The organism is Sporosarcina ureae, from assembly GCF_002109325.1.
GTDB classification, from domain to species: Bacteria; Bacillota; Bacilli; order Bacillales_A; family Planococcaceae; genus Sporosarcina; species Sporosarcina ureae_C.
The window spans coordinates 3,083,412-3,107,564 of record NZ_CP015348.1 but is presented as its reverse complement, the minus strand read 5'-3'; the positions used below and the strand labels follow the sequence as shown (position 1 = coordinate 3,107,564).

The 24,153-nt window shown below is 40.0% G+C and carries 21 protein-coding genes; all 21 read right to left on the bottom strand.

Annotated elements, in window-relative coordinates:
• Positions 1 to 110: 110 nt before the first annotated feature.
• Positions 111 to 4,418, bottom strand: coding sequence for a PolC-type DNA polymerase III (locus SporoP32a_RS15215; RefSeq protein ID WP_420542299.1), 4,308 nt, complete (start codon positions 4,416 to 4,418; stop codon positions 111 to 113).
• Positions 4,419 to 4,482: 64 nt separating this feature from the next.
• Positions 4,483 to 6,177, bottom strand: a complete 1,695-nt coding sequence (locus SporoP32a_RS15210) for a proline--tRNA ligase (protein WP_085429110.1) — start codon at positions 6,175 to 6,177, stop codon at positions 4,483 to 4,485.
• 18 nt (positions 6,178 to 6,195) lie between these two features.
• Positions 6,196 to 7,455: an RIP metalloprotease RseP gene (gene rseP / locus SporoP32a_RS15205; RefSeq protein WP_085428674.1), complete on the bottom strand. Its 1,260-nt coding sequence runs from the start codon at positions 7,453 to 7,455 to the stop codon at positions 6,196 to 6,198.
• 36 nt (positions 7,456 to 7,491) lie between these two features.
• Entirely contained in the window at positions 7,492 to 8,646 is a 1,155-nt protein-coding gene (gene dxr, locus SporoP32a_RS15200; protein WP_085428673.1) for a 1-deoxy-D-xylulose-5-phosphate reductoisomerase, read from the bottom strand.
• A gap of 19 nt (positions 8,647 to 8,665) precedes the next feature.
• Entirely contained in the window at positions 8,666 to 9,460 is a 795-nt protein-coding gene (locus SporoP32a_RS15195; RefSeq protein WP_085428672.1) for a phosphatidate cytidylyltransferase, read from the bottom strand.
• Complete coding sequence (locus SporoP32a_RS15190; protein ID WP_085428671.1) at positions 9,457 to 10,248, bottom strand: undecaprenyl pyrophosphate synthase; 792 nt, start codon at positions 10,246 to 10,248, stop codon at positions 9,457 to 9,459. Before SporoP32a_RS15190 ends, SporoP32a_RS15195 begins: the two co-directional genes overlap by 4 nt.
• 132 nt (positions 10,249 to 10,380) lie before the next feature.
• Positions 10,381 to 10,938, bottom strand: a complete 558-nt coding sequence (frr, locus tag SporoP32a_RS15185; protein WP_085428670.1) for a ribosome recycling factor — start codon at positions 10,936 to 10,938, stop codon at positions 10,381 to 10,383.
• Positions 10,935 to 11,663 carry a UMP kinase gene (pyrH, locus tag SporoP32a_RS15180; protein ID WP_085428669.1) on the bottom strand — a complete coding sequence of 243 codons (729 nt, stop codon included), beginning with the start codon at positions 11,661 to 11,663 and terminating at the stop codon, positions 10,935 to 10,937. The genes frr and pyrH overlap by 4 nt, the downstream gene beginning before the upstream one ends.
• Positions 11,664 to 11,742: 79 nt before the next feature.
• The gene (tsf, locus tag SporoP32a_RS15175) at positions 11,743 to 12,630 is read right to left on the bottom strand and encodes a translation elongation factor Ts (RefSeq protein ID WP_085428668.1); all 888 of its coding nucleotides are present in this window, start codon (positions 12,628 to 12,630) and stop codon (positions 11,743 to 11,745) included.
• A gap of 99 nt (positions 12,631 to 12,729) precedes the next feature.
• A complete protein-coding gene (gene rpsB / locus SporoP32a_RS15170) occupies positions 12,730 to 13,467 on the bottom strand; it encodes a 30S ribosomal protein S2 (protein ID WP_085428667.1) in 738 nt (245 codons plus the stop codon).
• 152 nt (positions 13,468 to 13,619) lie between these two features.
• Positions 13,620 to 14,138 carry a helix-turn-helix domain-containing protein gene (locus SporoP32a_RS15165; protein ID WP_085428666.1) on the bottom strand — a complete coding sequence of 173 codons (519 nt, stop codon included), beginning with the start codon at positions 14,136 to 14,138 and terminating at the stop codon, positions 13,620 to 13,622.
• Positions 14,139 to 14,143: 5 nt separating this feature from the next.
• The gene (locus SporoP32a_RS15160) at positions 14,144 to 14,437 is read right to left on the bottom strand and encodes a hypothetical protein (RefSeq protein WP_085428665.1); all 294 of its coding nucleotides are present in this window, start codon (positions 14,435 to 14,437) and stop codon (positions 14,144 to 14,146) included.
• A complete protein-coding gene (locus SporoP32a_RS15155) occupies positions 14,434 to 15,210 on the bottom strand; it encodes a FliA/WhiG family RNA polymerase sigma factor (RefSeq protein ID WP_085428664.1) in 777 nt (258 codons plus the stop codon). Before SporoP32a_RS15155 ends, SporoP32a_RS15160 begins: the two co-directional genes overlap by 4 nt.
• Positions 15,211 to 15,325: 115 nt before the next feature.
• The gene (locus SporoP32a_RS15150) at positions 15,326 to 15,820 is read right to left on the bottom strand and encodes a chemotaxis protein CheD (RefSeq protein ID WP_085428663.1); all 495 of its coding nucleotides are present in this window, start codon (positions 15,818 to 15,820) and stop codon (positions 15,326 to 15,328) included.
• Complete coding sequence (locus SporoP32a_RS15145) at positions 15,821 to 16,453, bottom strand: chemotaxis protein CheC (protein WP_085428662.1); 633 nt, start codon at positions 16,451 to 16,453, stop codon at positions 15,821 to 15,823.
• A complete protein-coding gene (locus SporoP32a_RS15140) occupies positions 16,443 to 16,910 on the bottom strand; it encodes a chemotaxis protein CheW (RefSeq protein WP_085428661.1) in 468 nt (155 codons plus the stop codon). The genes SporoP32a_RS15145 and SporoP32a_RS15140 overlap by 11 nt, the downstream gene beginning before the upstream one ends.
• A gap of 13 nt (positions 16,911 to 16,923) precedes the next feature.
• Positions 16,924 to 18,996 (bottom strand): chemotaxis protein CheA, encoded by a 2,073-nt coding sequence (locus SporoP32a_RS15135; protein ID WP_085428660.1) that lies wholly within the window; start codon positions 18,994 to 18,996, stop codon positions 16,924 to 16,926.
• Positions 18,997 to 19,011: 15 nt separating this feature from the next.
• The gene (locus SporoP32a_RS15130; RefSeq protein ID WP_232319551.1) at positions 19,012 to 20,091 is read right to left on the bottom strand and encodes a protein-glutamate methylesterase/protein-glutamine glutaminase; all 1,080 of its coding nucleotides are present in this window, start codon (positions 20,089 to 20,091) and stop codon (positions 19,012 to 19,014) included.
• 52 nt (positions 20,092 to 20,143) lie between these two features.
• On the bottom strand, positions 20,144 to 20,977 hold the full coding sequence (locus tag SporoP32a_RS15125; protein WP_232319550.1) for a MinD/ParA family protein: 834 nt from the start codon (positions 20,975 to 20,977) through the stop codon (positions 20,144 to 20,146).
• Positions 20,978 to 21,002: 25 nt separating this feature from the next.
• Positions 21,003 to 22,115 (bottom strand): flagellar biosynthesis GTPase FlhF, encoded by a 1,113-nt coding sequence (gene flhF, locus SporoP32a_RS15120; protein WP_085428657.1) that lies wholly within the window; start codon positions 22,113 to 22,115, stop codon positions 21,003 to 21,005.
• A complete protein-coding gene (gene flhA / locus SporoP32a_RS15115; protein ID WP_085428656.1) occupies positions 22,115 to 24,145 on the bottom strand; it encodes a flagellar biosynthesis protein FlhA in 2,031 nt (676 codons plus the stop codon). The genes flhF and flhA overlap by 1 nt, the downstream gene beginning before the upstream one ends.
• Between the last annotated feature and the right edge of the window lie 8 nt (positions 24,146 to 24,153).

Genomic DNA, 24,153 nt, shown 5'->3' with positions numbered 1-24,153 from the left:
CAGAAAAGAGCGGGGAGCCCCACTCTTTTCCGCAAGACGTATAGCAAAAGTTGTTTTAATCGTATCACATGGCCTTTTACAATGCAACTGAAGCAACCGCCACGAGCCCATTAGAATAGGGATAATTGGTTCGCTTCTGGCATTCCTTCCATACAACCAAGATTATCTAGATACTCAACTACTGTTTTAGAAACACGGCCTCTCTTCTGAAAGTCCTCTTTCGATAAAAACTCGCCATCTTTTCTTGCTTCAACAATCGTCTTCGCAACGTTCGTTCCGAGTGACGGAATCGAGTTAAATGGTGGAATTAATTTATTACCTTCAATAATAAACTGCGTTGCATCTGATTTATAGAGGTCGGGTTTAGCAAATGTAAATCCTCGCTCGACCATTTCAAGTGCAATCTCTAAAACAACTACTAAGTTCTTTTCTTTTGGAGGTGCATCCAATCCCTTAGCATTGATCTCTTTAATCATCGCTCGAATACTTGCTGAACCTTTACACATCGTCACTAAATCGAAGTCAGTCGCACGAACGGTAAAGTATGTCGCATAGTACATGATAGGATGATGGACTTTGAACCAAGCGATTCGAAGTGCCATTAAAACATATGCGGCTGCGTGAGCTTTCGGGAACATATACTTAATCTTCTTACATGAGCCGATATACCAAGCAGGTACTTTATTTTCTTTCATTGCTTCTTCAAATTCAGGTGTTAGCCCTTTACCTTTTCGAACTGACTCCATTATTTTAAATGCAAGCGAAGGTTCTAGACCCTGATAGATCAAATACACCATAATATCATCACGACAACCGATTACCTCTGACAGTTGACATGTTTTATTTTGGATTAATTCCTGAGCGTTCCCCAGCCAAACATCGGTGCCGTGTGACAATCCCGATATCTGGATCAACTCGGAGAACGTAGATGGTTTTGTTTCTTCCAACATTTGACGTACAAACCGAGTACCAAATTCCGGCACACCAAGCGTCCCAGTTTTACAATCAATTTGTTCTTCTGTGACACCAAGTGAAGACGTGCCGCTAAATAATTCCATAACACCTTTATCGTCGGGCGGTATGGTTAACGCATCGATGCCAGACAAGTCTTCTAGCATTTTGATCATCGTCGGATCATCATGTCCTAAAATATCTAATTTCAATAAGTTATTATCGATGGAGTGGAAATCAAAATGCGTCGTTTTCCAGCTGGATTCAAGATCATTGGCCGGGAATTGAATGGGTGTAAAATCAAAGATGTCCATTGTATCCGGTACAACAATAATACCACCAGGGTGCTGTCCAGTATTTCGTTTAACACCTGTGCAGCCCTGCACAAGCCGATCGATTTCAGCACCGCGCATTTGGATATCATTATCATTCATATATCCTCGAACATATCCGTAAGCAGTTTTTTCAGCTACTGTCCCAATTGTCCCTGCACGAAATACATAATCTTCACCGAATAATTCTTTAGTATAGTTATGTGCGTGTGACTGATACTCACCACTAAAGTTCAAGTCGATATCTGGAACTTTATCACCGGCAAAGCCAAGGAACGTTTCGAATGGTATATCTTGACCATCCTTTTTAAACATTGTCTGGCAATTTGGACATTCCTTATCCGGCAAGTCATAACCTGAGCTAACTGAACCGTCGTCGAAGAACTCATATGTCTTACAAGATGGGCACACATAATGTGGCGGCAAGGGATTTACTTCTGTTATTTCCATCATCGTTGCAACAAATGAAGAACCGACTGATCCACGCGAACCAACTAAGTAGCCGTCATCCAAGGACTTTTTGACAAGCTTATGTGAGATAAGATAAATAACTGAGAAGCCATTGTCAATAATAGAAGTCAATTCTTTTATGATACGGGCTTCAACAATTTCAGGTAATGTTTCTCCATATATTTGATGTGCCATAGAGTAAGTTAAATCTCGCACTTCGTCTTCCGCACCATCGATTGTAGGAGTATATAAGTCATCTTTGATTGGTTTGACGTCACCTACACGCTCCATTATTTTCACCGGATTATCAACCACGATTTCTTTTGCTACATCTTCACCTAAAAACTCAAACTCCTTCAACATTTCATCTGTTGTACGGAAATGAACTTCAGGTAAAGAGTGCCGATTCAACGGATTCGCCCCACCCTGTGAACGAACAAGTACTTGGCGATAGGTTGCATCAGTTTCATCCAAATAATGAACATTTCCCGTAGCACAAACGGGCAAGCCAGTTTTCTTACCAAGCTTAATCATCTTACGCATGATATCTTCGAGGTTCCACTCGTCGCGAATCAAATCGAGTTCAAGTAAATGAGAGTAGACTGGCTTCGGATGAATTTCTAGGTAATCGTAGAAACTTGCAATTTCTTCTACCTCTTCCATCGGTTTTTGCATTAAACCTTCAAATACTTCACCTTTATCGCAGCCCGAACCAACTATTATGCCTTTTCGATACTTTACGAGCAACGAACGAGGGATACGTGGCACCCGGTAGAAGAAGTCCATATGCGATATAGATACGAGCTTGAATAGATTTTTTAACCCTTCATTGTCTGTTGCAAGCAACGTGCAGTGTGAAGGTCTTGACCGCTTATAGGCATCTCCTTCACCGATGTTTTTATTAAGATCATCTAACCACTCGATACCTTTTTCCTGTGCATCTGATAATAAACGCAAAAATAGATGTGCTGTAGCTTCTGTATCGTATATAGCACGGTGATGTTGTGTTAGTTCAATATCGAATTTTTTAGCTAACGTATTTAGACGATGATTTCGTAGTTCTGGATATAGGAATCGCGAAAGTTCCAACGTATCGATAACAGGATAAGCTACAGTTTCAATCTTCGCGCGCTTACATGAAGCATAAAAGAAGCCCATATCGAATGAAGCGTTATGAGCAATCAACACACTATCGCCTATAAAGTCTATAAACTCTGCCATGACATCTTCAACTTCGGGTGCATTTTCAACCATGTCATCTGTAATACCTGTCAAATTGGTAGTGATAGAAGACAGCGGGTGATGCGGATTGGCAAAACGTTCAAAGCGATCAATGATTTCCCCATCTTTCACCCGCACAGCCGCCAGTTCAATGATTGTGTCGTAGACTGCTGACAAACCTGTAGTCTCAACGTCGAATACGACATACGTATCTGTTTCTAGCAAACGGTGTTGTTCTTCATAAACGATTGGCACACCGTCATCGACCAAGTTGATTTCTAAACCAAACAACACTTTTATACCATGCTTTTTACCTGCATTATACGCGTCAGGATAAGATTGTACGTTCGCATGATCGGTAATGGCAATTGCGGGATGTCCCCACTTGGCTGCTTGAGCAACTAAAGCTGAAGCTGAAACGACTGCATCCATTTGACTCATGGAAGTATGTGCATGTAATTCCACACGCTTCTGCCCATCTGGAGCTTTATCTTTCCGTTCAATTGTTGGAATAACCGCAATGTCCTGCGCCATCATGATTAAGTCTCTAACGAATGTATCGTTCTGTATACCGCCACGCGCACGAACCCACATACCTTTTTTGAAAGACTTCATGATTTCAGCGTCCTCATTATCTCGTGAAAACATTTTAACTAAGATCGAATCGGTGTAATCCGTTACTTTCAGTGTCAATAAAGAACGACCACTTCTTAATTCACGTACTTCTGCATCAAATACAAAGCCTTCTATAATCAAACGTCTTTCTTCATCTTGTATTTCATGGATTGGAACGATTGGCTCGTTAGCTTTGATTGGTGTACCAAGAGCAAGTACTTTATCAGAATCACCTTGTTCACTTTTCATCGATTCACGTTGTTGCAGCTGATGATAGGCCTGCTTGGATAGTACATCCTCTTCTTGTTTCTTTTGTGAGAGGAATTGTTGACGTTCTTCTTCTGCATTATGATTTTCAACTATTGAAACATCTAACATATACTTTGGAAAACCGAATTGTTGATACAGGGCTGATATGGTTTCGATATATTTGTTTTTTAACGTTTGACACTCCAAGTCGCTTGAGCAATTAAGCAATAACTTCTCACCATGTATCTTAGGTGTTTGACCCACTAAACATTGACGCATAGGGGGGGAGATATCTGCTAATTCATCAATTATAATTGGCCAATAATCTATAATTAATTGTTCGTTTACTTCGTTGTTTCTTGCTTCCATTTCAAGATGAACATTCGCTATCGCAGCAAACGATTCATGAACGCGTTGTTGCATAAACTGAAAAACATCAATCGGCAACACTTTATCCAATGTAATGTTGAATTTCCACACTCTTGATTTCTTCTGTACGGTGACACGATTCAACTCACCATTTTGAAAATAGTTCATTAACTGATCATCTGTTAGACCTGTCTGTTGGAGCAATGTTAAAAACTTTTGAGCGGCATCCACTATATATTCCTCCGTTCTATCGCGAAAAGAAGGGAAGTTCCGTTAACGGACTCCCCTTCTTGGATTAATCTGCACTAAAGAAGGACTGTAGTTTTTCCAACACTTCTTCTTTTTGCCATTCTATTGACTCACCACTGTGGCGATACATAACTTCCACAATTCCTTCATCTGCTCTTTTACCAATTATAATGCGAACCGGCAAACCAATCAAGTCTGCATCAGCGAATTTCACACCCGCTCTTTCGGCACGATCATCATATAATACATCATATCGATATGACTCTAGTACAGCATATAATTCATCAGCTAGTTGTACTTGCACTTCATCTTTAACATTCATCGCAATTAAATGTATATCAAACGGCGCTAAATGTTTTGGCCATTTCAAACCATTTTCATCATTAAACTGCTCAGCAATTGTCGCCAGTAAACGTGAGATTCCTATACTATAACTTCCCATAATGAATGGCTTTGTTCGACCGTGTTCATTGAGGAAAGTTCCTTTCATCTGCTCACTGAAAACAGTACCTAGTTTACGAATATGCCCGACACCAATTCCTTCAGTGAATTTAATCGTACCCATTCCGTCCGGTGAAGCATCTCCTTCTTGAATAAAACGAAGATCCACGTAATCGTCTATGGCAAAGTCACGTTCTGGGTTAACGTTCAATAAATGATAATCGTCAATATTTGCTCCTGCTACTACGTTAACCATTGCATTAACCGCATGATCTGCATATACCCTTACACCAATAGGTAGTTTCACAGGACCAATTGAACCAATATGACAGCCTAGTAATTCTTCGATCTGTTGTTCAGTTGCCAGTTCTATATGAGTTACATTTAAAAAACGCTTTAATTTATGTTCATTGATGCTATGATCACCACGACATATAACCATAACAAAGTCTTCATCTGCTTTATACACCAATGACTTGATGATACGCTCAGGGTCAACCGATAAAAATGAAGCGAGATCCTCAATTGTTTGTTGGTTTGGCGTGGAGATTTTTGACATTTCCAATTGCTTTTCATCTGATGTCTCATACTCCGCATTCACTTCAGCAAACTCCATATTCGCAGCGTAGGAGGAGCTATCACTATACGCAATCCGGTCTTCTCCATTTTCTGCTAACGCTATGAACTCATGAGATCCTGCACCCCCATCCGACATGACCATGCGGAAATGCATTCCAAGACGGGTTAACATATTGGTATAGGCTTGCATGACTTCCAAATACTTTTCATCCAAACTTTCTTGTGTGGCATGAAATGAATAGGCATCTTTTCTTATGAATTCCCTACTATGAAGTAAACCTGCACGAGGTTTTACTTCATCCCGGAATTTCGTTTTGATTTGAAAAATGGTTAGCGGCAACTTTTTATATGATCGAACTTCGTCACGCAACAAGTCGATGATTGCTTCTTCATCACTTGAGCTCAACGTCAATTGATTAGTTTGTCTGTCAGCGACATGGAACATTTCCTTACCGTATGAGTCCCAACGCTCGGTTTCTTTTAGGATACTCGAGCTTTGCAATGCAGGCAAAGAGATTTCTATTCCTTCGATAGCTTCCATTTCTTGACGGATAATCGTCGCGATCTTTCTAAACACTTTTTGAGCAAGAGTTAAATACGTGTACACACCATTGGCATTCTGTCGGATATAACCTGCCCGCAACAATAACTGATGTGAACGCATCTCTATATCTGCTGGATTTTCACGCATTGTGGGTATAAACGTTTTCGATTGTTTCATCATATACTCCCACCTTCTTTAGAAGAAAAATCGTTGGATGTCATTCCATGTCACAACAAGCATCAAAACCATTAATAGCATGATCCCTACAAAATGCACCATACCTTCTTTTTGTTTATCAATTGGTTTACCTCGTAAGCCTTCAAACAGGAAGAATAATAATCTACCGCCATCTAATGCAGGCAATGGCAGTAAATTCATGATTCCCAGATTGATACTCAGCACAGCGCCCCAATTCATTAAGTTGAAAATACCATGTTGGGCCACTTCTTCTGTCGCCTTATAAATACCAACAGGACCCGATAGTGCGTCTATTGTAAACTGACCTGTAACGAGCATACCTAATAATTCGAAGATCTTCACAGTCCATGTGTACGTCTGTTCAGCGCCGAACACAATGGATTTGATAATTCCTTTTTCCAATGGACTTGAATACATAACGCCAATTTGACCGAATTCCTGTCCTGCATCTTCTACTGTATCAGGTACTACATCTAAAACAACTTGTTTACCTGCACGTTCCACTTCTATAGACATAGGGACTCCAGCACTGTTTTGAATTGCTTCAGAAAACTTTGGCCAAGAATCAATTGACTTACCGTCTACTCCAGTAATTAAATCATCTTTTTTCATTCCGGCCATTTCTGCCGGTGTATCCGGCTTCACTTCTGAGATGATGGGTTCATTGGTTGGTACACCATTCATTAAACCCAAAGCCAAGAAAATGAAAAATGCTAGAATAAAGTTGAATAGAGGTCCTGCAAATATTGCCAACGCCCTGCTACCCAATGACTTGGATTCAAATTGACGATCATAAGGAGCAATTAATGTTTCTTGACCTTTTTCGATAATCATTGCCGTTCTGGCAATTTTCAGATGAACCAGTTGGCCATCTTCGTCATATCCTTCAATATATAGTTCTCTATCTAAATCCGACTTTTCTACTTCTACGTTTAAAATATTCGGATTAGAAACATTTCGATTCAAATAAATCTTTTCTATCTCGTCTTGTGCATTCAATAATAGACCTACGCGGTAACCTGGCTGCAATTCGACTGTATCGAAATCTTCACCAGCCATGCGTACATATCCACCTAAAGGCAACAAGCGTATCGTATATTGCGTTTCACCTTTGCGGATCGCTAAAATTTTAGGTCCCATTCCGATAGCGAACTCTCGAACCATGATGCCGGCTCTCTTAGCAAACAAGAAATGACCAAACTCATGAAATGCTACAAGTGTCCCGAATATTACTATAAACGCAATAACCGTTTCCATTCAGTAACCACCTTCACCGGCTGTGTCAGCCTGAAATTAATCTTGATACTTAACTATACCATAGACTTTTTTTCTCGTATTGCGATCTGTCTCTAAAATTTCTTCCAAATCAGGATTTTGAATAGTTTGATGCTGATCCATCATTCTTTCAATAATATCTTCAATTTGCATGAAGGAAATATGTCCTTCCATAAACAGTTGAACCGCCACTTCATTGGCCGCGTTCATCGCTGTAGGCATAGTGCCTCCTTCCCTACCTGCATCATATGCAAGAGACAAGGCTTTAAATCGTTCATAATCCATTTTTTGAAAGTGTAATTTCCCAATTTCATCAAGACGAAGACGTTTGGCATCAGCCATCGGAATACGATCCGGATACGTAAGTGCATACTGAATTGGAACACGCATATCAGGAGACCCCAGTTGTGCCATAACGCTTGTATCTTCAAACTCCACCATAGAGTGGATAATACTTTCTTTATGTAGTAAACATTCAATTTGATCATAAGGCATCGCAAATAAATGATGTGCTTCAATCACCTCAAGCCCTTTATTCATCATGGTTGCCGAATCGATTGTCAACTTATTGCCCATTGACCAGTTAGGATGCGCAAGCGCTTGTTCCACTGTGACGTGTTGAAGTTGATCCCGAGTATAGTCCCTAAAGCTTCCACCGGAGGCCGTTAAAATCAAATTGGTAATTCGCTTCGGATTTTCCCCATTCAGCGATTGGAATAAAGCAGAGTGTTCACTATCTACCGGAACAAGCGGTACGTTATGGTGCTTAGCTGCTTCTACAACTAAGTCCCCAGCCGCCACTAATGTTTCCTTATTAGCAATAGCAATTGTCATACCTGCTTTAATTGCAGCAAGCGTCGGTCTAAGTCCTACACTACCGATAACTGAGTTCAGCAAGACATCGGCTTCCATCCCAATCGCTGCTTCAATAAGTCCTTCATCACCATGAACGAATTGAACTTCAGGAAACTCATTTTGTAAGCGTACTGCGTCTGCTTCTTCCAATACAGAAACTAACTTAGGATGAAACTGTGCAATGATTTCACTTACTTTTTGAATATTTCTTCCTGCCGACATTGCTGTTAATTCAAAGCGATCAGGATGAGCTGCAATAATGCTTAATGTTTGAGTACCGATAGAACCAGTCGCACCAAGCAAATTGATTTTCTTCATATTATGAACTTCCTTTCCATTATCCTATGAATTGAACAAAATGAAGCAATGGGAGTACAAACAGTAAGCTGTCAAATCTGTCCATAATACCGCCATGTCCAGGCAACAACTTCCCTGAATCTTTTACGTTATAGAAACGTTTCAGTGCAGATTCAACTAAGTCTCCCATTTGACCTACAACCGATGCCACTATTGTAATAATAATGAATGATACATACGATGTAGAGATAGGATAGAACATATTATAAATCAAAGTAATTGCTACCGCACAAATAATACCTCCGACAAATCCTTCGATGGTTTTGTTAGGTGATATTTCAGGCCAAAGTTTTCGTTTCCCTATTTTCCGACCAACAAAATATGCACCAGAATCTGTTGACCAAATAATAAGTAACGCATAGCCTATGTATTCTAAACCAAATAAACGCGTTTCAATTAAATAGTAAAAACCGATGCCGACATATAATGCGCCAATCGCACTGAATGCAATGTCCTCAAATGTCCACTTGTTTTTCATGACTACAGTATAGACTAATAATAATAATATCAGTACATAGATCATTTCTAGTTTCCCTAACCGCAGAAAACCTTCTACCTGTCCCGTCCATCTTGAAGGAAGTAAAATGACGAGTAAAAGTAACCAAGAGATAAATCCACCTATTGAAAAGATGGACATATTCCGCATACGTAGTAGTTCATATAAACCAATCGTAGATATTGCAAAGATCATAATAATAAACGGTAATCCACCGATGATAATCAAAGGTACGAAAAATGCGAGTGCTACAATGGCTGTGATGATTCTTTGCTTCATCTTTTCTGATCTCCTTCCAAGCTTCCAAAGCGCCGATCTCTATTTTGGAAATCTTCTATCGCTTGTAAAAAGCATTCTTCATCGTAATCAGGCCATAGTACATCGGTGAAGATGAATTCTGCATACGCTAATTGCCACAGCATGAAATTGGATAATCGCACTTCACCACTTGTGCGAATCAGTAAATCTGGCTCCGGTAGATGTGCAGTCATCAGCTTAGATTCAATTGAATCTTCATTAATTTCATCCACTCTTAATGTTCCAGCAGCCACTTCTTCTGCCAATTCTTTCATAGCATGAACTAGCTCGACTCTACTTCCATAATTCATCGCAAAGTTCAATACTAAGCCTTTGTTATCTTTCGTTTGCTCTATTGCTTTCTTAATTGCTTTTTCTGTATGACTTGGAAGTGCATCCATATTGCCTATCATTTCCACCTTGATACCCTTTTCCATTAATTCGGGTAAATACGTATTAAGGAATTCACCAGGAAGATTCATCAAAAAGTCAATTTCGATTTTCGGTCGTTTCCAATTTTCGGTCGAAAATGCGTAGAGAGTGAGGGCCTTCACACCCATGGCATTTGCGAAATTGGTGATTTGACGAACCGTTTTCATTCCTTCATGGTGGCCGGCAATTCGCGGCATTTTACGTTGCTTTGCCCATCTTCCGTTTCCATCCATGATAATTGCCACATGGTTAGGAATCTGTCTATTTTTAACAGCGTCAATCCGTTCATCCAGCAACTGAATATCTGCCGTTTTTTTTCGCATTAGTTTTCTAAGCATAGCGTTCCCCCACTTGGCTCTATTCGGATACTCCTACTGACTATCCTACCAAATTGCATGGTAAATAGCATGCAAAAGAAAGAAAAGAGCGTCCTAAAAGTAGGACGCTCCTCCTTATAGAAAGTTCTGTACTCAAATTTCCAAGATTTCGTTTTCTTTATCTTTTGCTGTTTGATCAATCTTTTCGATAAATTCATCTGTCATCTTTTGTACTTGTTCAGTAAAACGGCGTAACTCATCTTCAGTAATTTCTGCATCTTTTTCAAGCTTTTTCAAATCTTCATTGCTGTCGCGACGAACATTACGAATCGCTACTTTTGCATCTTCCGCTTCACGCTTTACATCTTTAACTAAATCTTTACGGCGTTCTTCTGTAAGAGCAGGTACCGCTAGACGAATTACTGAACCATCGTTGGACGGTGTGATACCGATATCCGATTTCATAATCGCTTTTTCGATTTCACCGATTGTTGTTTTATCATATGGTTGAACTACTAGCAATCGTGGCTCAGGAACAGAAATTCCCGCCATTTGATTTAATGGTGTAGGTGCACCATAATAAATCACTGAAATTCTGTCTAATAGGCTTGCATTAGCTCTTCCAGCACGGATAGAAGCCAATTGTCTTGAATAGGCGCTATGTGCTTTATCCATACGTTCTCTCGTCTGATCCATTATTTCTTTAGTCATTGCTTGTTCCTCCTAACGACTGTCCCGATTTTATCACCGAGTACAGCTTTTTTGATGTTGCCATTTTCCATGATTGAGAATACTACAAGTGGGATATCGTTGTCCATACATAGTGTAGAAGCAGTCGAATCCATTACTTCAAGACCTTGACTAATAACTTCAAGATAAGAAAGTTCCAAGTATTTCGTAGCAGATGAGTCTTTCATTGGATCGGCTGTATACACCCCGTCCACATTGTTCTTCGCCATTAAAATAACATCCGCTTCGATTTCAGCAGCACGTAATGCAGCTGTTGTATCTGTGGAGAAATAAGGGTTACCTGTTCCTGCCGCAAATATTACGACACGTTTTTTCTCTAAATGACGGATAGCTTTTCGGCGTATGTAGGGTTCAGCTACTTGTCTCATGTCAATAGACGACATAACCCGTGTTTCTGGTCCTAACTTTTCAAGAGCGTCTTGAAGTGCAAGAGAGTTCATGACCGTTGCAAGCATTCCCATATAGTCAGCTGTTGTACGGTCCATTCCCATTTCGCTTCCGACTTTCCCGCGCCAAATGTTTCCGCCGCCTACTACTACTGCTACTTCTACACCAAGCTCTACTACTTCTTTAACTTGGTTTGCGACCGATTTCACAACTTCCGGAGATAGTCCGTAACCTTGCTCACCAGCTAATGCTTCACCACTTAATTTTAACACGATACGCTTATATTTTGGAATACTCATGTTGGCCCTCCTGCAATTTCTTATTCTCAAAAAAGAGGAACACATAATGGATGTGCCCCTCTGTAAGATTGTATTATACTTAGTTACCTTTAACTTGACTCATTACTTCGTCAGCAAAGTTGTCTTCACGCTTCTCGATGCCTTCGCCTACTTCATAACGAATAAATTCTACTAATGTTCCACCAGTAGTTTTAACGAAATCACGAACTTTTTGGTCAGAGTTTTTAACGAAAGCCTGGTCTAGGACACAGATTTCTTCAAAGTACTTTCCAAGACGTCCTTCTACCATTTTCGCTACGATATTTTCTGGCTTACCTTCGTTTAGAGCTTGCTCAGTCAATACGTTACGCTCTTTTTCTACTTCATCAGCAGATACTTCATCACGTGAGATGTATTTCGGGTTCATTGCTGCGATATGCATTGCTACATCTTTCGCTGCATCTGAATCTGTTGAACCTTCAAGAACAGTCAACACTGCGATACGTCCACCCATGTGTAGGTATGGTCCGAAAGCATCTTGATCTGTTTTCGTACGGATTTCAAAACGACGAAGAGTGATTTTCTCTCCAATTTTAGCCACTGCGTTTGAAATGTGTTCAGATACAGTCAAGCCGTTATCCAATTTCGCAGAGTTTGCTTCTTCAACTGAAGCTGGTTTAGTAGCAATCAAGAACTCAGAAATTTCTTTAACAAGTGTTTGGAAGCCTTCGTTTTTCGCTACGAAGTCTGTCTCCGCATTCACTTCAAGGATTACTGCTTCGTTACCTTGAACTAGAATGTTTGCAACTCCTTCAGCTGCAATGCGATCTGCTTTCTTAGCTGCGCTTGAAAGACCTTTTTCACGCATGAAGTCCATTGCCGCTGCCATATCACCGTCTACTTGAGTTAGAGCTTTTTTGCAGTCCATCATACCTGCGCCTGTTTTTTCACGAAGTTCTTTAACCATTTGAGCTGTAATTGTTGCCATTTTGAAAATTCCTCCTATTATATATAATCTGAAGTCGCTTATTACTTTAAAAAGAGACGATAAGGGGTAAGCCACCTATCGTCTCGTCATTTACTAATTTCAGTCTGCAGAAACAGTTGCTGTTTCGTTCGCTGTTTCAGCTACTTCTTCATCTTCACCTTGACGGGATTCAATCAAAGCATCTGCCATTTTACTTGTTAGTAGACGAACTGCACGGATTGCATCGTCGTTCGCAGGGATGACATAATCGATTTCGTCCGGATCACAGTTAGTATCAACGATTCCAACAAGTGGAATATGCAATTTGATTGCTTCAGCTACCGCAATACGCTCTTTACGTGGATCTACAATAAAGATTACATCTGGTAAGCCTTTCATGTCACGGATACCGCCTAGGAATTTCACAAGACGTTCGTGCTCTTTATTTAATTGAGAAACTTCTTTTTTAGGAAGTACGTCAAACGTGCCATCCTCTTCCATTTTCTCAATAGCTTTCATACGCGCTACACGCTTTTGAATAGTTCCGAAGTTAGTTAATGTTCCACCCAACCAACGTTGGTTGATGTAGTACATTCCAGCACGTTCTGCTTCTTCTTTGATTGCTTCTTGTGCTTGTTTCTTCGTACCTACGAAAAGAACTTTACCACCATCAGCACCGACTTGGCGCATGAAGTTGTAAGCTTCCTCTAATTTTTTGACCGTTTTTTGAAGGTCGATGATGTAAATGCCGTTACGCTCCACGAAGATAAATTTCTTCATTTTTGGGTTCCAACGACGTGTTTGGTGTCCGAAATGTACACCAGCTTCTAGCAATTGTTTCATTGAGATTACTGACATGTTTAATTCCTCCTATTGGTTTTTATCCTCCGCGTACTTCTAGCGAATAAGTGACCACAATGGCACCAACTCATTCATCCGCACGCGTGTGTAGTAATACCATCTACAAAAATAACACAATTCTACGTTCTTTGCAACCTTTGCATTTAACTTTAGCCAAACTTTAATAATAATTCGATTTCAGTCTTACCTTTTTTTAGCTCTCTTGCAATATCTGAAATGGATTTCCCTTCAGCATATAGCTGTTTTGCTTTCTCCCTGTCATCGAGTGGTCTAGCTTGTGGCTCTTTTTGCGTTTCTTTTTCGTTCCTTTCGTTCTCCACCGTTTTCTGGTAAGATCGTAAAGCGAAATGGACAGGAACCGGATGAGGCTTCGGCTTTGGTATCGACTCGGGCGTTTCAGCTTCTTCATCTATTGAATACTCAGGCGTTGCTGTATTTGATAAAGGGTTCACATTGTCTTCCGTCCGTTGATTCAATTGATGGATCAAACGATCATTTTCTTCCTTGATCTCTGATAGATAAGCTAACACCGATTGATCCATCTCTTTCATAAGTTGTTGTTGCTTTTTCTCCAGATCATTGAACTTAGAAATTCTCAAGTACAGCAATGTCATTACCATAAAACCTACGATTTGTAAGATGAATAAAATAGCTAATAAAATCCCCATACTCATTACCCACTGTAATCAACGAACGAACCTTTAAACGGGTGCTTGGCTTGTTGTTGCTCTTTCTCTTTTTTTTCTTGTTGTGGAGATCCTTCTTTGGGTTGCCCATCATCTGCTTCCAACTTTGCATACGGATCGGATTCCAAAACGGTTTCCTGATTTTTTAGTGCCTGCTTTTCTGTTTGCATATTCGCACTGTCCTGAGCAAGTTGAGACTGCTGTTGTTTTTGCTCCGCAATCTTTCCCGCTTCAAATGTTTTGGGTATAGCAATTTGAAGTTCAATCGCTTTCAAACTCATAAAATCCCTCCATCTGTAATTTCAGCGGCTAGTAACGACCGTAATTTAAACAGCGCTTTTGAATGTATTTGCGAGATTCTAGATGTAGATAAGCTTAATATCTCTCCGATTTCCGTCAACGTCATGTCTTCTTGATAAAAAAGACTGAGCACCAATTGTTCATTTTCATTCAGTTCTTTAATTTTCGTAACCAAATCCCCTATCAATTCGCTTTTTACAGCTTGTTGTTCAGGCGTTTTCGTTTGTTCATCTTGCAACACGAAAGTCTGATCGTGATCATCGTCTTCGTTCATTTTTTCATCGATCGATAATACATTTGCAAAATACTGTTCATGCACAGTTTGATAGACTTGATCGGTTGTCATGCCTAAATGATCCGCTACTTCCTCAGGTGTTACCGTTCGCAGGTAGGACTGTTCAAGCTTACTGATTTCTTCATCCATCTTTTTTGTTTTTTCTCGTGAAGAGCGTGACAACCAATCTTCCTTTCGTAGTCCATCTATAATGGTACCTCGGATACGAAAAGATGCATATGTGTCAAATTTCAAATCACGTGAAGGATCAAATTTTGTTAATGCGTCGAAAAGGCCTTGATAACCAAGTGATTTAATTTCATCACGCGATACATTTTTCGGCAACCCAGCGCTGATTCGTTGAACGTGATAATTCACAAGAGGTGTATACATTCGAACTAGCGTATCACCTGCATCAGGATCACGGTCTTCGATCCATAACTTCCACTGATGTCGTTCAGTTACATCTTGATTTGCCATCGAATTCACGCCTTTCCTGTGAGGTTTCTTCTACCGATCTTATCTCTTATGTATAAGTATAACAAATGCCAATAGATAAAGGCGACTAATGCATTAGCCGCCTTTGCTCTTACTGTTAAATTTCCTGTGTTCCGGCATTGACGGTACGAACATGTAGGATACCTGTATCAGGATCAAATTCAATTGTACGTCCACTCGAGCCACCCGTATCCTCTGCAACAATTGGGATTGAATATCTCTTCAATTCCTTTTTAACAGCTTCTACATTGCGCGGGCCGATACGAATTGTATCATTCGAACCGAATTGAAACATTTGTGCGCCACCCGCAATTTTTGCTTTAATACTGAAAGGTCTGACCCCTTCTGATTTTAATAATTCTAACAAAGCATGAATACCCGTGTCAGCGAATTTCGCTACATTTAGTTTTGTCGATTTACCTAACTCGCTGTCAGGCAACATAACATGTACCATACCTGCTATTTTCTTTGAAGAATCATACAGTATTACACCTACACATGAACCCAGTCCTGATGTGCGAATCGTGTGAGGGGATTTCACGATATTCATATCTGCAATCCCTACGCGTACTACTGTTTGGATAGCTGCCATCTACAAGACTCCTAGCGAACTGAATATCGTACGGTAAGACGGCGGGTCGGGTAATAAGAAGAAGTGTCCAGCCAGACTAGACATTCCATGTTCACCTTCTTGCAATATTTCCGTCTCAATGACGATTACTTCATCACTATACTGAGATACTTCGATCAGGCCGAAGCTGACAATGGCACCCACCATGTCAATACTTAATGAGGGTACAGTTGGATAAATATTTAATGATGTGAAATCAGAAAGCGATGATAGATAGGAACCTGATAAGATATTTCCCAGTTCCTGAAGCGCAGATGCACCCATTCCCAAATCCTCTGCATCAGTAAAAGTAAAGCTCGTATCACCAGTTAGTTTGCGGATAAATTGTGTAGCAGATTCAATAGTCAGCACAAAAAACATCGTCCCTGTCAAATCGCCTTCTATGCGTAAAAAGATGCCAGCAACCACTTTTTCACTACCGCCTGCCAGATTAAACATTTCATCAAATGTAACTAGTTCAACATTAGGTACGCGCATATCAATCTTCTGACCTAAAAGCTGAGATAGTGACGTTGCTGCATGCGCTGCTCCAATATTACCGATTTCCTTTAAGACATCCAAATGCATTTCTGTAATTTCATTTTCAGAATTCATCTGCATTCGCCTTCTTAATCGGCTGCAAAACTTTATCTAGATTCAACATGACCAATAATCTCTTATCGACTTTTGCTACTCCTGAAATGAATTCGGACTCCACAGATCCCACTACTTCGGGTTGAGGCCCTATTGCACTTGTCGGCACATCCATCACATCATTCGCATCATCTACAATTAATCCGACCTCAGAATCTGCATGCGACACAATTATAATACAACTTGTCTCATCAAACTCTTTAGTCTCCATATCAAAACGTTCACGCAAGTCTACTACAGGCGTTACTACACCACGTAAATTTAACACTCCTTTGACATAAGAAGGCATACGGGGAACGCGTGTAATGGATAAAGATTTCTCAATCGATTCCACCACATCAATACCAATCGCATATTCTTTATTCATCAATTGGAAGACGATTACTTTCATATCACTTACTTCTACTGTATTTGTCATGTCATCACCTCGATTATTTAATCAATGCATTACAGTCAACAATTAATGCGACTTGACCATTTCCTAGAATCGTAGCACCTGAGATCGCAAAGACACTCTGCAAGTATTCTCCGAGTGATTTTAAGACGATTTCTTGTTGACCAATAAATGAATCTACGACTAAACCAGCTAAACTTTCACCTTTACGAACAATTACGATAGACTGGAACTCATCTTCTTCATTACTTCTATTCTTCATTTCAAATATATCTTTCAAGTCTACTAACGGCACAATAGTCCCACGGAAGTCAATGACCGGTTGATTATGCGCATTTAAAATATCAGACTTCTGAATAATGGCAGTCTCAATAATAGAAGACAATGGGATTGCATATATTTCTTGATCCAACTCTACTAACATGACAGAAATAATAGAAAGAGTAAGAGGTAACTGCACCTGGAATAACGAACCTTTTCCTTCTGTCGAATCGATAGATATGTGTCCACCAAGAGATTCAATTGTATTTTTAACTACGTCTAGACCCACACCACGACCTGAGACGTCAGTTATGGAAGCTGCAGTTGAAAATCCTGAAGCTAAAATCAACTCGGCCACTTGCTTATTTGTTAATGAATCTGCCGCTTCCGGACTGATAATTCCTTTTTCAACTGCTTTACCTACTACACGCTCACGGTTTACACCAGCTCCATCATCTTCAAGCTCAATGAATACATGGTTACCCGAATGGTAGGCACGCAATGTTACAGTCCCAACTTCTGGCTTACCTTTCGCGATACGTTCTTCAGGCATTTCAATACCGTGATCTAAAGCATTTCTAATTAAGTGAACAAGTGGATCCCCTATTTCATCGATTACAGTGCGGTCTAGTTCTGTTTCAGCTCCCACAATCTCCAAATCGATTTTCTTATTGAGATCCCGTGCCAATTGACGCACCATTTTAGGGAATCGATTGAAGACAGTTTCCACAGGCACCATTCGCATATTCAATATAATATTCTGCAAGTCTCCTGATACACGTGTCATTCTCTCAACGGATTCATTCAATTCCGGGTTATGCAATTCACTCGCGATCGATTGAAGACGTCCGCGATCGATGACCAGTTCTTCAAATAAGTTCATCAAAATATCGAGTCGATCAATATTTACCCGTATAGTTTTATTGGAGTTTGAAGACGCAGACTTTTTAGTTTTAATAGCTTCTTTTGACACTTTTTCTGTTGGCGTAACATTAGCAACTGGCACTATTGTCGTTTCAATCACTTCTGGAGGCGCTTCATTTTCAATTATCGCAGCTTGCTTATATTTTTGCACATATTCATCTGTAATATGTGTGATTTTCACGTCTTCTATTTCAGAAACTTTCATTACTTTTGCTTTTAGGTCTTCAGCGTCCTCCTGTGTCAATAACACAATCGTAAATTTCTGATCGAAATCTTCATTTTCCAATTGTTCTACTGTAGGAACGGTTTTTATAACTTCGCCTGATTTTTCTAAAATCTCAAACGTCATGAATACGCGTGCCACTTTTAACAAGCAGTCTTCACGTAATGTAACCGTAATCTCTAGTGCATTAAAACCTTGCTCTGCAGATTGAGAAATAACCGTCAACTCAAATTCATCATATTGAACCCCTGTAGAAGTGACCACTTCAATTGGTGCTTCCTCAGTAGTCGCTGATACAGAATCCTCGACCAAATCAAGCGGTTGGCCTGCTTCAATTCGATTTAGCGTATCAACTAATTTGCTGACGTCTTTTTTTCCATCTCCACCAGATTCAATGTCTTGTACCATTAGTTCAAGATCATCCACCGCTTCAAATACAACGTCTAGTATTTCAGTTGTGACACTGATCTTTGAATTTCGAATTGCATCTAGAACGTTCTCCATCTTGTGCGTTAAATCTGCGATATCTTCATATCCCATTGTCGCTGACATTCCTTTAAGCGTATGTGCCGCTCTAAAGACTTCATTGACAATTGCCAGATCATCCGGATCATTCTCTAACGCGAGTAGTTGCTCACTACAAGCTTGTAAGTGTTCTTTACTTTCTTCGATGAACATGTCCAAATACTGACTTACATCCATTGCAAAGCCCCCTAGTTACTTCAAATTTCCCATTATGGCATTGGCGATCTCTTGCACGTCTTTTACTTCATCACTCAGACCCGCATCTATTATGGCTTTGGGCATTCCATACACAACGGAAGTTTTCTGGGATTCCGCTATGGTAATCGTTTTGCATGACGCACGTAAAAGTTCCATGCCTTCTTTTCCATCAGACCCCATGCCTGTCATGATAGCTGTTACAAATTTCAATTCTTTATGTGTGGCCGCTGATTCTAATAACACATTTACTGCTGGGCGGTGTCCAGAACGAGGCGCTTCGTTTCCATCCAATACGATTTGATAACCTGTTCTGGATTTCTCGAACTTCAAATGTAACCCCCCTGGTGCAATATAGGCTGTTCCATTTTCGATTAGCTCTCCATGTTCAGCTTCTTTAACTGCGATTTCACTTAAGCCATTAAGTCGTTCGGCTAATGACTTTGTGAAGCCGGGCGGCATATGCTGAACAATAAGAATTGGATAGGGAAATTCTGCAGGAAACCTAGTTATAACTTCTTGTAAGGCTCTTGGACCCCCAGTCGATGTACCTATTATAACAAACGTTTGGGCAATAAGTGTAATATTTTTAGAAAAACTTACAGTTTGTACCGGTACCGATGGAATGATTCTACTATCACTCGCTGTATTCATTCTAGTTGGCGGTGCTGTATACCTTTTTTGTGGCGGGGTAATTTTTCTTGTTAACGTCTGAATCCCCACATTTGAAGCGGCAAATACTTTCTCCACAATCTCTTTTTCTATTTCGTGAAGATTTAACGAAATAGCGCCACCAGGTTTTGCTATAACATCCACTGCCCCGTATTCTATAGCGAGTACGGCATTTTCCGTATTATGTTTTGTCGTACTCGATAATATCACTACAGGGATCGGCATTTGATCCATAATAAGCTTTAAAGCTTCTAGCCCATTCATCATAGGCATTTCAATATCCATTGTAATGACATCGGGATGAAGGTCACGTACCTTTTCCACTGCATCCTTGCCATTCCTAGCGATGCCGATGACTTCCATCAAGGGGTGTTTATTCAACATATCGGAAATTAACTTCCGCATAAAAGCTGAGTCGTCAACAACTAGAACTCGCCTTTTCTTTCCAGTAATCAAATCACACACGCCCCTTCTGAAATATACCTTTGATTTTATCTATGAATCCAGAGGTTTCAATAGAAGTGCTAGGCTTATCGCCATGCATAAATGTATCAGTGATGGCCAGCATACGCTTGCTGACTTTTGCATCGGGGTATAACTTAACGAAAGGTGACTGTGCAATCACCGCATTACGTACATGTATATCATCAGGCAAGAATCCTAAAATACTGGTTTCGACAGATAAAAATCTTCGCATAGCTAATTGAAGACGTGCGACGGAATCCCGACCATCTTGCTCCTTCAGTACACGATTACTGACTATGCGGATGGTTTTATTCGCATCTTGTAAACAGATGAATTTTATCATCGAATAAGCATCCGTAATCGACGTTGGCTCAGGTGTCGCAATTAAAATTATCTCGTCCATCGCCAATATTAAATCGATAGAACTCTTCGTAGCTCCTGCACCCATATCGAATAAAATAACATCATACTCCATCTGTAAAATAGAGAACGCTTCAATCAATCGATTAAACATCGTATCCGACCATTCAACGACTGTTTCCAGTCCAGAACCTCCTGCAATAAATGCCAAGTTTTCTTCAATCGGTGTCACGACATCTTCTAATCTTTGGATGTCAGTCAAGTAATCTTTTAAATGATAAGTAGGAGTAGCGCCAAATAATATATGAATATTTCCCATTCCAATATCCATATCCACAATTAAAACTTTCTTGCCCTTTGCTACTAAAGCATAAGAAAAATTCGCAGTAAAGTTCGACTTGCCTACTCCACCTTTACCACTGATGATGGCAATTGAGCGAGCTACAGGTCTTTGATTTCTGATCATTTTTAGTCTAAGTGCTTCCGCCTGATCATGCATGTGGTTCACCTTCTAACAGAAGATTTATCACTTTTTCAAAACTGGCTTCTGTCAAATCCTCAGGTACCTCTTGTCCATCTGTGAAGTATGCCATGCCTATACCATATTTCATCATTAAGTTAATAATCGAGCCTACAGAATTTGTTTCATCTGTTTTCGTGAATATAAATTTATTGATCGGAAATTTATCAAATTGTCTGATGATAGTATCCATATCCTGTTCCTTTGAAGTCGTGGATAACACAAGAAACGTTTCCATTTCTAATGAAAAATCTATAAGTTTTGTTAAATCATCAACAAATTTTGCTTCTTTATAATTTCGTCCCGCTGTATCAATAAATATAAGATCTAGATCTTTCAATTTTTCAATTGCAGTACGGAAATCTTCTTCGTTATAAGCAATTTCAACTGGTGCCTGAAGTAAATTAGCATATGTTCGTAATTGTTCAATTGCCGCAATACGGTACGTATCCGTTGTGATGAAACCCACTTTCTTTTTTTCTTCTAATAATGCACGTGCTGCAATTTTGGCAATCGTTGTTGTTTTCCCGACACCTGTAGGACCTAGTACATTAATAAACTTCTTCTGATAAGAGATTCCACCAAACGGCATATTGTGAAGTTGATCCCAGAACCAGCTTCGAATCAATTCGATTTGCTGGTCTTCTGTAAAGTCCGTCTTATCTTGTTTCATACGATCGAATACCAAATTGCCGATTTCCATAATATGTTCATTTGCTAAACCTTGCACTTGCAATCTCTTCAACACTGGAAGAAGTTCATCAGGATATTTTCCTAATGTATGATCTACTTGCTTAATGTCTTTCAGCATTTGTTTGATTTCTCGCATTTCCCTCTGCATACGCTCAACCGACTCGGGTTGTGCAACAGGTTGTATAGTACGAACCTGTGATTCATAGGCACGTTGATCATTCGTTTTATCATAGCTTGCAACTACTTCTACTGAACGTTTACGAAATAGACCAAGAAAACCTTTTGTTTTTGTGACATTTGAACTAAGGATGACGGCGTCGTCTCCAAAATCTTCACGTACTTTCGCCATCGCTTCGACCATAGTAGGTGCTGTATACTTTTTCATTTTCATTAAATATCCACCACCCCTACACTTTGAACTTCCACTGATGCTTCCAATTCATTATAGGACAGTATAGGTATCTGTGGAAAATACCGTTCTGTGATTTGCCGCAAGTACATTCGAATTGCAGGTGAACATAAGATTACAGGGGACTGGTCGAGCATAGCTACCCGTTCAACTTCCTGCGCAATCCGTTCCAAAATCATTTGAGATTGTGATGGATCAATGGACAAGAAGTTCCCTTGATCAGTCTGTTGGATGCTATCCGCAATGAGTTTCTCCACTTTTCCGGATACCGTTAAAACTTTTAACGCTTCATTTCCTACTACGTATTGCCCCGTAATCTGACGCGCTAATGATTGTCTTGCATATTCTGTCAGCACATCGACATCGGAAGTATACTTTGAATAGTCTGCAAGTGTCTCGAAAATAATAGGTAGATTACGAACAGAAACTTGTTCATTTAATAATTTAGCAAGTACTTTTTGAATCTCACCAATCGATAGTGGAGTAGGTGTCAGTTCATCAACCAAAATCGGATACGTCTCATGAACGTGATCCACAAGTTGCTTCGTTTCCTGACGTCCTAGTAAGTCGGATGCGTTAGCACGAATGACTTCTGTCAAGTGTGTTGATACAACACTTGGCGGATCCACAACTGTGTAGCCCATGATCTCCGCTTCCTCTTTCGCTTCTTCGGTAATCCATTTTGCCGGCAATCCGAATGAAGGTTCAACAGTATCGATTCCTTCTATCAAATCTTCGCCACCAGGACTCATCGCTAGATAATGATCTAACAAGAGCTCTCCCCTGGCCATTTCATTTCCTTTAATCTTGATTCGATATTCATTTGGTTGTAATTGAATATTATCTCGGATACGAACAACTGGAATTACAAGACCAAGTTCTATTGCCAACTGACGACGAATCATTACGACACGATCCAATAAATCTCCGCCTTGTGTTGCATCTACGAGAGGAATTAGTCCGTAGCCAAATTCAAATTCAATTGGATCGACATTCAAAAGATCCACGACATTTTCTGGTCTCTTCAATCCTTCTGTTTCTACATCTTCTTCCATTTCCAATAATTCATCTGGATCTTCATTTTTTTTACGTGACATCATGAACGCACCCGTTGCCAATGCGCCTGCAATTGGAATTGTCAGTATGTCATTGATAGGAGTGGCAAGACCTAGTAAAAAGATCGTAATGGCAGCAACATAAAGTAGTTTAGGTTGACCTAATAATTGATTCGTAATGTCCGTACCTAAGTTTCCTTCTGATGCAGCTCGTGTAACTACGATACCCGTCGCTGTAGATATTAACAGTGCAGGGATTTGAGAAACAATTCCATCACCTACAGTTAATGTAGAGAATTGAAGAGCCGCTTCTGCAAACGGTAAGCCCATCTGCACAACACCGATAATCATACCGACCAACAAGTTGATCATGACGATGATAATTCCGGCAATCGCATCTCCTTTGACGAATTTTGTCGCACCATCCATCGCACCATAGAAATCGGCTTCATTACTAACTTTTTCACGACGTGTGCGTGCCTCTATATCAGAAATCATTCCTGCGTTTAGATCAGCATCAATACTCATTTGCTTACCTGGCATCGCATCAAGTGTAAAACGTGCAGCAACTTCAGATACACGCTCCGAACCTTTCGTTATAACAATAAATTGAATAATAATTAAAATAACAAATACCACAAGTCCAACAATTATATTTCCCCCGGTAACGAACGTACCGAATGTATCGACTACTCCACCTGCATTACCTTCTGAAAGAATCGCACGTGTTGTAGAAACGTTAAGGCCTAACCGGAATAATGTAAGGAGTAGCAAGAGTGATGGAAAGATAGAAAACTGAAGTGCTTCTTGCATATTCATCGCAGTCAGTAAAACCATTAAACCAAGCGTGATATTTATAATAATCAAGAAACTTAATAACCAAGGTGGTAAGGGGATGACAAGCATCGCAATGATCATAATAACCGCTGCGAGTACTCCAATATCTTTAAACTGCATGCCACCCC